Annotated in this window: 12 protein-coding genes; 2 read left to right on the top strand and 10 right to left on the bottom strand. The window is 47.9% G+C overall.

The features are described 5' to 3' along the window. Positions 1-37: 37 nt before the first annotated feature. The 8 genes from IAE33_RS06805 to IAE33_RS06770 form a co-directional block, all read right to left on the bottom strand. A complete protein-coding gene (locus tag IAE33_RS06805; protein WP_201162900.1) occupies positions 38-754 on the bottom strand; it encodes a hypothetical protein in 717 nt (238 codons plus the stop codon). A gap of 53 nt (positions 755-807) precedes the next feature. Further along, a complete protein-coding gene (fghA, locus tag IAE33_RS06800) occupies positions 808-1656 on the bottom strand; it encodes an S-formylglutathione hydrolase (protein ID WP_201162899.1) in 849 nt (282 codons plus the stop codon). A gap of 70 nt (positions 1657-1726) precedes the next feature. Beyond that, positions 1727-2395, bottom strand: a complete 669-nt coding sequence (locus IAE33_RS06795) for a glutathione S-transferase family protein (protein WP_201162898.1) — start codon at positions 2393-2395, stop codon at positions 1727-1729. Positions 2396-2405: 10 nt separating this feature from the next. Next, positions 2406-4172: a Rieske 2Fe-2S domain-containing protein gene (locus IAE33_RS06790; RefSeq protein WP_201162897.1), complete on the bottom strand. Its 1767-nt coding sequence runs from the start codon at positions 4170-4172 to the stop codon at positions 2406-2408. Positions 4173-4202: 30 nt separating this feature from the next. Further along, the gene (locus IAE33_RS06785; RefSeq protein WP_201162896.1) at positions 4203-5057 is read right to left on the bottom strand and encodes an aromatic ring-hydroxylating oxygenase subunit alpha; all 855 of its coding nucleotides are present in this window, start codon (positions 5055-5057) and stop codon (positions 4203-4205) included. A 150-nt stretch (positions 5058-5207) separates the two neighbouring features. Further along, on the bottom strand, positions 5208-6293 hold the full coding sequence (locus tag IAE33_RS06780) for a sugar phosphate isomerase/epimerase family protein (RefSeq protein ID WP_117182408.1): 1086 nt from the start codon (positions 6291-6293) through the stop codon (positions 5208-5210). A gap of 29 nt (positions 6294-6322) precedes the next feature. Next, positions 6323-7666 carry a nucleobase:cation symporter-2 family protein gene (locus tag IAE33_RS06775; RefSeq protein ID WP_201162895.1) on the bottom strand — a complete coding sequence of 448 codons (1344 nt, stop codon included), beginning with the start codon at positions 7664-7666 and terminating at the stop codon, positions 6323-6325. A gap of 100 nt (positions 7667-7766) precedes the next feature. Then, positions 7767-8834, bottom strand: coding sequence for a Rieske 2Fe-2S domain-containing protein (locus tag IAE33_RS06770; protein WP_201162894.1), 1068 nt, complete (start codon positions 8832-8834; stop codon positions 7767-7769). Positions 8835-9231: 397 nt separating this feature from the next. Here IAE33_RS06770 and IAE33_RS06765 point away from each other — a divergent pair, with 397 nt between their 5' ends. After that, on the top strand, positions 9232-9894 hold the full coding sequence (locus IAE33_RS06765; protein ID WP_201162893.1) for a GntR family transcriptional regulator: 663 nt from the start codon (positions 9232-9234) through the stop codon (positions 9892-9894). Positions 9895-9923: 29 nt separating this feature from the next. Here the strand turns inward: IAE33_RS06765 and IAE33_RS06760 are convergent, their stop codons facing one another. After that, complete coding sequence (locus tag IAE33_RS06760) at positions 9924-10712, bottom strand: outer membrane protein OmpK (protein WP_328804816.1); 789 nt, start codon at positions 10710-10712, stop codon at positions 9924-9926. A 665-nt stretch (positions 10713-11377) separates the two neighbouring features. Here IAE33_RS06760 and IAE33_RS06755 point away from each other — a divergent pair. Then, on the top strand, positions 11378-12433 hold the full coding sequence (locus IAE33_RS06755) for an aromatic ring-hydroxylating oxygenase subunit alpha (RefSeq protein WP_201162892.1): 1056 nt from the start codon (positions 11378-11380) through the stop codon (positions 12431-12433). Between the two features lie 93 nt (positions 12434-12526). Here the strand turns inward: IAE33_RS06755 and IAE33_RS06750 are convergent, their stop codons facing one another. After that, positions 12527-12910: a VOC family protein gene (locus tag IAE33_RS06750; RefSeq protein ID WP_201162891.1), complete on the bottom strand. Its 384-nt coding sequence runs from the start codon at positions 12908-12910 to the stop codon at positions 12527-12529. Positions 12911-12928: the final 18 nt, after the last annotated feature.

The following is a 12928-nucleotide window of genomic DNA, read 5'->3' as shown; positions in this document are numbered from 1 at the left end:
TCACATCATAGCGCACTCTTATATTTGAAGTTCAGGCTTAGGCTTGCCCGACACGCTGAAATGGAAGGATCTGAGCTGATTCCTGCGGAGCAAGAGTGCCGTCAAGGATAATTTCCGAATGGGCTAACCGAGCTTGGCGCTCCGGTGAGATATCACACAGCCAATTTACGGGGCCATTTAAAACCACCTCTCCAGTGTATGGTCGGATCATAAAATTAGATATCCGAATATCAATATCACAAGAAGTTGTCGTTACATACTTAAATAAAAGCTTTCTCAACGCCTGGGTGCATCGCATCGTCCGAGGATAAATCGGAACATGGTTGAGTCTCGCTAGCAACTTACATTTCTCGCTAAAGGTAGAGTAAATCACCCCTTCTGTAACGCCAGTGAGAATACGCAGTAGATCTTGAACTTCACGAAAGGCTGCAGGGGAACTCGAAAGCGGATGCAATAGTTCCAACTCAGCCAGCCAAAGGTAGTCAGGATACAAAGCGTCATCTTGATACAGCGCAACAGCACCGAAATCCCTATGTATTCTGGCCACTCCATCTACTGAGTGCTGCTTCGCTTTAACCGAAAAATCATGTCCTGCATTGTCTATGGAAAGATGGAATACGGTGTCTGCTTCACTACCCTCAAAAACGAGACTGAAGCTTCCACTACCCAGCAATTTCTTACCCTGCAATAAAGAGGAACTCCTGAGATTCCTAAAGGCTTCCCCCGAAAATATTTGATACTCAACACTATTCATGACCCCTCCGTGCTGCAAGGTTCCATATAGAGATTAATTATGAACTTTAATATTTAGCCTTCGACCAACGCGCTGGCGTGATGGCGCAGATGATCCTCAATAAACGACGCGACGAAATAATAACTATGATCATAGCCATGATGGATACGAATATTAGCCACATGCCCAGAACGCGACGCTATAGAAGATAACGACCCGGGTTTGAGCTGGCTATGCAAAAACTCGTCCTCAGCTCCCTGATCTATCAACAAAGGCAACCGTTCTTGAGCATTTGACATCAATTCGCAGGTATCCCACTCCCGCCACTTCTGGATATTGTCACCCAACATCTGACTGAAAGCCTTATGCCCCCAGGGCGTTTTAACAGGATTGGTTATGGGCGAAAATGCGGAAACCGAAAGATAACGACCAGGATTTCGCAGCGCGCAAATCAGAGCGCCGTGACCGCCCATGGAATGTCCGCTGATGCCCCGCTTATCTGACACAAGGAAATTGGCTTCGATAAGCGCAGGTAGCTCCTCTACAATATAGTCATGCATCTGATAGTTTTTTGCCCAAGGCTCTTCAGTAGCATTGATGTAAAAACCGGCACCATGCCCAAAATCCCAAGACTTATCTACATCATCGGGTACATGCTCTCCCCGAGGACTGGTATCCGGTGCAACAATAGCCATGCCCAACTCAGCCGCCAGTCGATGTGCGCCAGCTTTTTGCATGAAATTCTCGTCAGTGCACGTCAGGCCGGAAAGCCAATAAAGCACCGGAACGCTTGGCCTCGATTCCATATTGGGGGGTAGGTAAATACCGAAGGTCATTTCGCAACCAAGCACTTGGGATTGATGCTTGAACCGGTTATACGAACCATCAAAACTTCTTTGTGACGAAATCTTGGTAATGCTCATCATCGTAGTCCTATTAGTAGTTACAGAGTAAAGTCGGGTGTCTGAGTAGAATTCTCAAACACCCTTTAGGCTAAGCGCTGACTGGCTTCTCTGAGCTTTCGGATGCTGACGAGGTGGGGAAGACACCTGACATAACAGTGAACCCTGGAAGACGCTTGACACGATCTACCCAGCGACGGATCGCCGGGTAGTCCTCAAGTGATACCCCCCCCTCATCAGCCAATACGATATAAGGGAAGCATGCGATATCGGCAATCGTCGGATGCAACGAACTGCAGATGTACTGTAGCCCCTTCAGATCGCGGAACCAGAGATGTTCATCTAAAATTTTGAGCAGTTGATGAGCGCGATCGCGACAGGACTGAACATCGAACTCGAAGAAAAAAAGATCATGAAGTCGAGCTGCTGAAATAGTGCTGGTTAGACTGTCAGCAAAGGCGATCCACATTTGCACTTCGGCCATGAGATCAGGGCGCGCGATCGGGTACCAGTATCCAGTCTTGTCATATTGAGTAGCTAAATAAACCAAGATAGCTTGGGCATCACGCAGGACTAAATCACCGTCAGTAAGCGCGGGAAGTTGGCCAAGTGGATTAATTTTGAGAAATTTCTCCGACTTATGCTCACGGGAAGGATAAAATTCCACCGGTTCAATCTTGTACTCCAGCTTGAGGATCGACAAAAAAAGTCTCACCTTGTAGCAGTTTCCGGAAAGCTCATAGTCATAGAGTGTGATCACGATTGAGGCCTCACAGGTCGAGAACAATTTTCTTGGATTTGCAGCGCGAAACACACGGCATTATCCACTTGCCACTTTCCCTTTCTTTTTTGGAAAGATAGGTATCGTGGTGTTCGAGATCGCCAGAAAGAACCGCAGTTATGCAGGTGCCGCAGACACCCTGCTCGCAAGAAGCCTCAATCTGCACGTTATTTTCCAAGCACGCCTGTAGCAGCGTCGAGCCAGCAGGCACAATGAAACTTTGACCAGACTTACTCAATTCAACTTCGTACTCTTCGTCTGAAACAGGAGCGTCATTCTTCTTACTGAAGAACTCGAATCTAATTGATTCTTCACTTACGCCATGGGCAATTGCCACCGACGACACAGTTTCTATCATAGGTTGCGGGCCACAAGTGTAGATATCAATGCTTTGAGGCTCATGCTCCCACATGATATCAGCAAGTTTTTCTTTGGTCTCCTCAGGCCCAAGACCAAAGTGCAGGTTCAAATTCTCGCCCAATGCGTTCAGTCGTTCCAGGAAAGGTACGTACTCTTCACCTCGGGCGAAATAATGGATCTCAAATGGCGTACCTTGCTCATCGAGCGCTTGAGCCATACAGAGGATTGGAGTAATACCAATGCCGCCCGCCACAAGGATAGGACGCTTACCCGTCTCTACGAAAGGGAAGCCATTACGAGGCAGCGTTACTTTCAACTGGGTACCGACCTTTACCTGTTCATGCATCGACTTCGAACCACCACGCGACTGTAGTTCTTTTTTAATGCCAATGATGAAAGATTCTTGCTCCCAAGGTGCATTCACCAATGAGTACTGCCGGATACATCCTTCAGGCGTGGTGATGCTGATGTGCATACCAGCAGTGAACGTGGGTAACGGATGCCCAATAGGCTTGAGCCAATACGAGCAGATGTCACTCGTTTCCTGCGATCGGGTTACAACTTCGCAAATATATTCGGCAGGTGGTGCTTTAGTAAGATTTTCTGTCACTAACTCAACGTTGTCGACAGTCTGATCACTAATATCATTGATGTGAATCAAATCCGAAGTCGCCGCCTCTGATAGTCGACGGATCGCGCTCATAGCGAATGCGAAACTCTTCTGGAGCTCATAACCTGAACGACCTGGTGTTAATGCTTGAGCATGAACGAGAGTCTTGGTGACGGTTGCCCGTTGCAGATAGAGGTGGATTGCAAGCGCGCCAACCTTCGTGACGATTATCGCTCGGTCGTGATGCATGGTTTTGAGATGCAAATCATCGACATCAGTCACACCAAAAACATCAACGAATGCTGACAAGTTAGCTCGCAAGACACTGATCAGATAATCACTGTCGGTGCCAATAACGGTAGTGTGAAGATTAGTTTTTACAGCATTGACCAATTGCGCATCATCGAGGATGGAGATTGGCTCTCCCTCAGGCTGGCCTAATGACGTCCAAACCAGCCCATGCTTCTCGCGCGCAGGAAATGTATTCACACGAGCTTTGCTTGGCTCAGTGGCATCTCGATGAGCTGGAACAAATGTACACCCACCTGTGCCAGTTTCATAAGTCCAACCGTGATACTGGCAGCGGACTTCGGTGCCAGTATTTGCTCCCAAAGTCAGTCGAAGGCCCCGGTGAGGACAACGGTTTTCCCAAACGTTGATATTTCCGTTGTCGTCTCGCCAAACCGCCATCTCTTGTCCCATGAGCGTCGCATGATACACGTGACGCATGGGTAGATCTTCAGGAGTAGCGATGGGGAACCACTGGTTCAAGTCAATTTTATTCACGGCGCTTACCTCTTTATTGATTCTTGTTATTCAGTCCCGCAGGGTTCCGTACTGCACGCCTTTCTCACGCATCCATCGACGATAAGCGGTCGCTAAAACGTCAGCGCGAACTGGACTTTCCCGACTAGCAGCCAAAGGGAGACGCTTGGGTACCTGGTTAATCAGGATCATCAGGTCTTGGCCAAAGATCGTTTGTTGGAAATGTCGAAGCTGCTGATCCGAGTTAACCTCATCGACGTAACACATGATGGTGTGAGCTATGCACCAATCTTCATCGACAGGCTGGATAAAGAGCCCCAAAGCATCCCAACGATCCGGCTGTGGGGGACAAGTTTTATAAAGAATTGCTGAATATGGCCGAGTAACTCTGTAAATGTACTGCATATCAATAGGCTCTACCGCTGTAGCAGAACCCTTGGGCTGAGGAAATCGACATTCTGTCGCGAATATCTCATCTCTCTCTTCATCGTGGTGAACCTTGTAAGGTTCAACCTCGGTCAACGGCTCAGCTCCCAGAATATCGGTATGCACAAATGGGAAGTGCGCCATATCCAGAAAATTCTCGATGGCACGCAGACCGGACACATTGACACGTACAGAACCCGCACTGACAATACGGCGATCCGCCTCGTTGAATTCCGGAATGTCAAACATTTCCGTGGGCTGCTCGGCAAATGACAACCAGAGAACTCCATAAATTTCCCTGGCGTGGATGCGGGACACGGATTCTGCACTTTGCTCCCATAAGGCGTTCACACCCTCAACGCTTTTTACGTAGCTGACAGTTCGCCCGAGCAATCGGCAACGGTAGCGCTTTTCCAGAGCCACATCATCCAAAGCAGCGACTGGATGCCAATCATTAAAGATTACTTCATCGGAAGACATTTTGGCACCTTTGGTTTTTCACATTGCTCATCTGGTATACCAGGTTATAGCTCGAGAATTGACTGGAAACGAGATCCAGGATCTCTACAATTCCCGAGCAAGTAGACTAAACAGTGATGACTTGGCCCTTGGCAAAATACAAGGGGGTGATCAAACCTGATTCCGATATTGGTTTACGAAATCGTTACCCTGTTCGTTTTTGGCAAGGTGGATAGCCATGCGCTCCGCATAGAGCTCTCGAACAAACTGAGCGACCAAGCAGCTGTCAGCATACATATCGTACTTCCAGCCAGTGCCGTAAGCCGCAAGGTTAATATTGTCGATAGTCATCAAACGGAGACTAGAGTTTTCCTCGGCAATATAGCTATCTATGACTTTCCGAATCAACTCTTTGGTTGGAGCAAGTTTATGAGCGTGCCAAAAATCTGTGTGCCATTCGCCTGATTTTGGATTGCTGAACGGGTATTGGATTGAGCGACCTGGTCGATCATAGCCTAGGCCATCCCATGGGCCAGTTTCACCTGCCCACCAGTTACGTGGCCCATTGGGCGCTGCTGGCCGCACTTGGGCCCAATGCACAGTATTACGAGCAAGCCATTCGTCCGCGTAGCTGTCGTCATTAAATGGATCAAGTCTACGGGTGCCTTCCTGATCACCGCGTAACTGGGCAACGGCGATCTCCACCTCATTCTCAACCTTAAAAATGCAATGGCTATAATCCATACAGATATTGAATGGTATTCCATGACGTTCGACCATATCCGCAACTTTTGCAACTCGCCGCGGGTCTTCCGACCACATATCGACATGATTCTCAAAAGTAATAATTACTCCTCTTTTTTCAGCGTATTCATACGCATTCAGATAAGAGATCGCAACCTCTTCATCAGTAATATAATGCCCATCGGCGTGTTTCGCCCAGACCATCAAATTATGATATTTCGCTCCAACTGCGATCGTCTGATCAATATTCTCGCGGATTCGTTGTTCATCTGCACCCAAGGTATACGTCCAGCTCCCGCTATAGACTGGCAGCGAGTAAGTCTGGCTTGCTTTAATATACTCGTCTAATTCAGAAGTACCCACTGGAATCCGATCTACGAAGTCCCAGAGCCCCGACTCCTTCTGGAGCCGGAACTGCTCCATGATGGGAAGCTCTTTGTCAGATACAGGCTTATGAATGGACGAAGGTTGAACCCCACGACCTGCACAGCCAAGCAAGAACATCTTTTTCATTATTCTTCTCTCTTAGGGTTGGTGTGAAATCAGACTTCAGCTTCTTTCGCAGCAGTTAACAGTGAGTTCTTTGTCTCCTCCGCACTACCGAAACCATTGAAGAAGACATTCAAAACAACAGCGCAGATGGCTGTCAGGAGCACTGGGCTTTCAAGAATTGGAGCCATATCTTTAGGCAGCTTGGCAAAGAACTGGGGCGAAACCACAGGAATCATTCCTATCGCCACACTGATTGCTACAACATATAGGTTTTTATTATCAGCGAAGCTAACCCGCGAAAGAACCTTTATACCGCTCGCAGCTACCATGCCAAACATTACTAAACCTGCACCCCCGAGCACGTACGGCGGAATGGACGCAATTATCATCGCAACCTTAGGAAACAGCGCCAGAAGCACTAAAAAGAATCCAGCCAGGGCACACACCCACCTGCTTTTCACGCCAGTTATACTGATTAAGCCAATGTTCTGAGCATATGAGGTATAGGGAAATGTATTAAATACACCCCCCAGCATTGTACCAACACCATCTGCTCTGAAGCCCCTAACGAGTTCCTTTTCCCCTACCGGCTTATCGACGACCTCTCCTAGCGCCAGGAACATGCCGGTAGATTCGATAAATGTGACCAACATAACGATGCACATTGCAACAATAGGCCACAGGCTAAACTGCGGGACACCGAAGTGAAAAGGCACAACGATCCCGAACCATGGAGCCCGACTTACGTCGCTAAAATCGATCTGTCCAGCACTTAAGGCCAAAAGAAAGCCGAACATCATACCAAGCAGAATCGAAATGTTGGATAAGAACCCTCTAGCGAATCTAACAATGATTAAAATTGCTACTAAGACTGCAGCAGCTATCGACAAATATAAAGGATTTCCGAAATCTGGATTCCCATATCCACCCGCAGACCAACTGGCCGCTACCACCATCAGCGACAAACCTACAGCTAAGATCTCCGTTCCTGTCACAACAGGTGGAAAAAATCGGATTAATTTTCCAATAAAGGGTGCTACCAGGAACCCAAATAGACCGGCAGCTATGGTCGCCCCAAAGATTTGCAGCAGACCTGCCTGGGGATCGGTACCAATTGCAACCAAGGGCCCGATAGCTGTAAAGGTAACACCCATCATTACAGGTAGTCGGATGCCAACATTCCCGAACCCGATGCACTGAATCAGCGTTGCAATACCGCACGCGAATAGATCAGCATTAATCAAGAAGGCCACTTGGTCTTTAGGCAACTTAAGTGCCGCGCCCAAAATCAGCGGTACAGCGACAGCACCTGCATACATCACAAGCACATGTTGCCACCCCATGAACATGACCTTATAAACGTTTGTTTTTTTCCGCAGGGCAAGAGATTGCATGAGCATCACCCAAGCTAATAATTATAATGTCTCGCGTTCTGGCTTCTGCCTATGCACGAGGAAAGTGTCGCACCATCGGCGCGACACGTAATACTTTGTATTACTGCTCTTCTTCAATAACCGTTGTCAAAACCGAGCTGCGAAACGCTTCACGCCCTTCAACTGCAGCAACAGACAATTCCTTATGCCATTTGCGGAACTGGATAGAAACCTTATCAGTAGCCACAGAGACCTCAGACGTTTGAATCTCCAGAGGCCATTGAGACTCAATTACCGGCTGATCCTCATCCAGCACCCGCTTCTGGAAAGCCAGGTGCATGTGATCTGGCTGATTGTCTTTCTCGCGAACTATGATCATGAAATTGCGGCAGGTTGTGGCATCAACCGGGCTGGCGGTAGTCCACAAGATGAAACGCGAGTCATCTTTCCACAATTTGATTTCGAGGTTTACGGAATAAGGCATGGTGCAGCGGTAGGTGAAATCCCCCATAGGCGCTTCAGGGGGTATACCTTTCATTTCTCGCGGTGGCGCGAGATTGAACTGCATTTCCCCACCAACTCGGTTTACATATACCGTAGGATGACTAGCGAAAAATGGATCGTACAGAGTACCTGGATGAACAAACGCAAAATGGGAAAAGTCAGTAAAGTTCTCCCAACGTCGCTCAGCAACAGTATTCCAAATGTACGAATCTGCAACTATCACTTGCATATCAGGGTTTTCGTAGTCACTCAGATAGGGAATCTGAGTACAGTCAAAGCTATTGTCTAGTCGAACCCAGACAATGCCGTATCTTACTTCACAATCGTAGGAAGATATTTTGGCACGAGGAGAAATACTCTTATCTGGGCAAGCAGGAATGAGCTTACAAGCGCCCTCTTGATCATAACGCCAGCCGTGATAAGGGCACTCCAAATAATCTGTCCCAGCATGGCTACAGACTCGCCCTATAGATAGCTGGGCCGATCTATGTGCACATCGGTCAGCCGCAGCAACAATATTCGAGTTCAGCCTGGCGATCACCAACCGTTCTCCTAGCAAGGTAACGCCCATAGGGCCATGCCCGCTAGGGTTAGCACGCTCGAACTCGTTCAGGGTGCATACGGGATGCCAGAAGTGACGGAGGTAGGTTTTGTCGTCCAAGAGAGGCTTGAGTTGTTGGTTCACGTGTGGAGTCCTCAGGGCTAGCGATTGCCAATGTTATTTTTGTGTGCCAAAAAACCTGTCAGGCTTCCCAGATCGCCTATCTGGTATACCAGTTTAGCCGGTTTTTTACGACGGATAGTTTTTTTGTATCCGCTTGCAGGTACGTGGTTGAGCCAAAAACAGAGCAGATTCCGTGCCAGATCGATCCATCGGAGGTGTGCTTACTCTGTTATCCTATTGTTTAATAATGCATTTTTCTGACCTAAGGGTCAGAATAACTCACGAATCTGTATACAATGCGTTCAATTTTTGTGTACGGCGCGTGTTTCAAACGGTGACACAGTTGGTGTCGTGTTACATTTTGGTGCTATGTTCGCAACCCGTGCACGCCCAACGAACGAGAGGGCTAAGGTAGATCATGCTGACCCAGACAATTGTCGCCGCTATTTCAGACGCCATTTATCACCGCCGACTGCCCCCAGGGACAAAGCTGAACGAGCGTGAGATCGCTGAGCTTTTTAACGTAAGCCGCACCGTTGTGCGCCAAGCGTTGATCCGCCTATCCCAGGACAAGCTTGTCGAAATTTCGCCTAAGCGCTCGACCAGCGTTTGGTGCCCAACCTTCGATGATGCCTTTGAGCTTTATCAAATGCTGCTTGTGCTAGAGAGTGGTGTCATCGATCAGCTCATCCAATGCATTACAAGTCAGCAGCTCGACGAGCTGCGTGTCCATACGCATAAAGAGCACACCGCGCACCAATGCGGGCTTGCTGATGAAGGAGACAAGCTAGGCCGAGGATTTCACTCGTTGCTGATTTCCTTTCTGGGTAATAACACAATCGATCAGATTCATGCGCAGCTGCGCCGGCGGGAAGCATTGATCAATGCTCTATACCGTGTAGGTTTTGACTACTGCAAACTGCGTAATGAGCATGCCGAGCTTGTTGGCTGTTTAGAGCGTAAAGATGCTGTTGCGGCTAAAGAACTACTGGCATCCCATTATAACCTAGTGATCAAAGGGTATAAGTTCGACGCCGCGCGCTCGCCTGACGTAAATCTTAAGTTTGCACTTCAGATCTAATGCGGGGGCTACGCCCCCGCATAAGCACATTAAAAGTGATACTTGATCATTGCGCTGGTGACGCTCTGGTCAGTTTTATACTGCGCCGTGTTCTCTATCCCATACTTGTTAGACCAGTAGTCATACTCCACTCCGACATAGAGCTTCTTCAGCGCCCCCCACAGCAACTTCCCGATATCGTATTTGACTTGAGGATTGAAGTGAAAGTTGTGCTTTAGCCCGTACTTATCACCTATCACCCAGTCGATATAACCATCGACTAAAATATCGCTTCTTCCTACAGGTATCGTATACGACCAAACGGGTGTGACCTGCCAACCACCCATCCCCTCCCCGCCTTCCGGCTTCCGGTAGTAGAAGTTCAGCATGAAATAATCAAACCCAGGGATAGATAAGTCGAAGCCTGGCCCTATAAGATAGTTAACTTGATCATCGCGACCTTTGCTTCGATTATTATCCCATTCAATCGTCGTCGCAATTAAGACATCCTTCACAATACCCCAACTAAATGAGTTGCCCGTCATTTTGGATAGAGAGAACCGGGGAGAGTATTCAGAATAAATTCCGTGATGACCGTCATAGTCAGTTTGTGAGCCGGGATACCAGTAATTATCAATGAAGAAGAAGAAGTCCCCCCACGCCCAGCCACTGGTATGCTCGAATGTTATGATTTGCATTCGCCTCGGATCTACCTTGAAATCCTTCCCATACTGATAGCTGACGCTCTCTTGATGCCAAAGCAGCATATCTCCAGCGTAAGCTGAGGGTGTCAACACGGTCGCAGCCAAAATTCCCAAACATTTTTTTGTTGATTTCACTCGACGAGCTCCTCATCACCTGACCTACGAGTCAGGTTCAGCTGAGAGCAAAAATTACGCCAAACGCTTTAGTCAAGATTCGTTAGCTATACATCTAAAATTGTATACATCTTAAGTCTGTTACTCAGGGGAACACAATTCCCTGCATTAGCGAATAAAATTTGAATTTTGATACTTAGCGTCGTTACTTACGGCGCTATTTGATCAATTACACCTACAGAAAAGTCATTAAAAAGGATGGCTTTGGTACTTTATATTCCACAATGCTTTTTAATAAGAGGCTATGAATGCCCGAAAAATGTGCACGCTTCGTACTAAACGTAACGCATTGGTGCAACGTAAACGTCTCAATGTTTCCTTGCCCTACCTTTTAATGAGCTCCAGATTGCTACTAGTCGAGGCAAATTACTTAGTTAAAGCTCTAATTCAGACCTGCTTATCAAGAAGCATTCTCCCCGCCAGCACTGCTGGGAGTTGACAGCATTCCAAAAAATGCTCTACCTTTTCTGGTGTACCAGATCTTAGATCTGACGTACCAGCCATACGAATGGTGTCAACACATAAATAGAGTGTGTTTAACCTTTCTGTGAGTAGAAGTAGGAGACATGGCAACCCGATCGTGGGGAGCTGCTAACAAAATAACGTCATCCACAAAGGCTACATACATGGAACAGGCAATCATTAATAATGACCGTGAATATCTCCGCCACTTTTGGCATCCCGTTTGTACCGTAACGGAACTGGAGAAAGCTCACCCCTCGAGTCTTGGGCCAATGGCCGTTACGCTTCTCAGTGAGCAGTTGGTAGTGGCAAAGCTAGGTGGTGAGTATGTTGCTATGCACGATCGGTGTGCGCATCGATCCGCGAAGCTCTCGTTGGGTACAATTGCGAACGACCGCCTTCAATGCCCGTATCATGGATGGCAGTACGACAGCGAGGGCGCTTGCAAACTGGTGCCGGCTTGTCCCAATAGCCCAATTCCAAACCGAGCAAAAGTGCAGCGATTCGATTGTGAAGAGCGCTATGGTCTGATTTGGGTCAGATTAGACTCAAGCTACGCATGCACTGAAATTCCTTATTTCAGTGCTGCAAGTGATCCCAGGTTGCGAATCGTTATCCAAGAACCTTATTGGTGGAACGCAACAGCGGAGCGCCGCTGGGAAAATTTCACTGACTTCTCACACTTCGCTTTTATTCATCCAGGCACGCTGTTTGACCCAAATAATGCCGAGCCTCCAATCGTCCCAATGGACAGATTCAACGGTCAGTTCCGCTTCATTTATGATACACCTGAGGACATGGCCGTCCCGAACCAGGCGCCCATCGGCTCGTTTTCCTATACCTGCAGCATGCCATTCGCTATCAACCTGGAAGTAGCGAAATACTCAAGTAAATCACTGCATGTCCTGTTTAACGTTTCGTGCCCAATAGACGATACTACGACCAAGAACTTCCTGTTATTTGCGAGGGAGCAAGCTGACGATTCTGATTATCTGCACATTGCCTTTAATGACCTGGTCTTCGCCGAAGACAAACCAGTGATTGAGTCTCAATGGCCCAAGGATGCTCCTGCTGACGAAGTCTCAGTAGTAGCTGACAAGGTGTCTATCCAGTACAGGAAATGGCTTCGCGAGCTGAAGGAAGCTCACAAGGAAGGGGCTCAAGCCTTCCGAAGCGCTCTTCTAGATCCAGTAATCGAAAGTGATCGTAGTTACACATAGCTGGCTAAAATAAGGTGGCGCATAGCGCCACCTTATTTTTTGCAAAAAAAGACGGCCTCCTAAGAGGCCGTAAAACTCGCTACGTCCAAATCTTTAAGGCTTCTTAAATGAGTACACAGCCAGTTTATTACCGTCTAGGTCGCGTACGTAAGCGGCATAAGCATTTTCAGCCCAACCGCGCTCACCTGGCTTGCCTTCATCCTTGCCACCTAACTCTAGAGCTCTAGCATGGAAGGCATCGATTGCCGCTCGACTTGGAGCTTCGAAGCTTATAGTCACTCCGTTGCCAACAGTCGCCGGCTGACCATTCGCGGGTTTAAGCACAAAAAACGAAGGATTATCAACGCCCCAAATCGACCCATTGTCTCCGAGATCAGCCAGACGTTGGAGACCAATCTCGCTCAGAACCTCATCGTAAAAAGCTCTAGCCTTATCAAGAGAGTTAGTGCCAACGGTCACATGTGTAAACACGCTCATACTTACCTCGTAAATTGC

It is taken from the genome of Pseudomonas sp. S60, from assembly GCF_016647865.1.
In the GTDB taxonomy this organism is placed as follows: domain Bacteria; phylum Pseudomonadota; class Gammaproteobacteria; order Pseudomonadales; family Pseudomonadaceae; genus Aquipseudomonas; species Aquipseudomonas parafulva.
The sequence above is the reverse complement of the archived record's forward strand: the minus strand, read 5'-3'. Positions and strand labels throughout refer to the sequence as shown.

What these genes read in the sequence shown, in the direction of transcription:
- fghA (WP_201162899.1), bottom strand. Translation starts at nt 1,656, where the DNA reads ATGAGCATTACCAAGATTTCGTCACAAAGAAGTTTTGATGGTTCGTAT.
- IAE33_RS06755 (WP_201162892.1), top strand. Translation starts at nt 11,378, where the DNA reads ATGGAACAGGCAATCATTAATAATGACCGTGAATATCTCCGCCACTTT.
- IAE33_RS06780 (WP_117182408.1), bottom strand. Translation starts at nt 6,293, where the DNA reads ATGAAAAAGATGTTCTTGCTTGGCTGTGCAGGTCGTGGGGTTCAACCT.
- IAE33_RS06785 (WP_201162896.1), bottom strand. Translation starts at nt 5,057, where the DNA reads ATGTCTTCCGATGAAGTAATCTTTAATGATTGGCATCCAGTCGCTGCT.
- IAE33_RS06765 (WP_201162893.1), top strand. Translation starts at nt 9,232, where the DNA reads ATGCTGACCCAGACAATTGTCGCCGCTATTTCAGACGCCATTTATCAC.
- IAE33_RS06805 (WP_201162900.1), bottom strand. Translation starts at nt 754, where the DNA reads ATGAATAGTGTTGAGTATCAAATATTTTCGGGGGAAGCCTTTAGGAAT.
- IAE33_RS06750 (WP_201162891.1), bottom strand. Translation starts at nt 12,910, where the DNA reads ATGAGCGTGTTTACACATGTGACCGTTGGCACTAACTCTCTTGATAAG.
- IAE33_RS06775 (WP_201162895.1), bottom strand. Translation starts at nt 7,666, where the DNA reads ATGCAATCTCTTGCCCTGCGGAAAAAAACAAACGTTTATAAGGTCATG.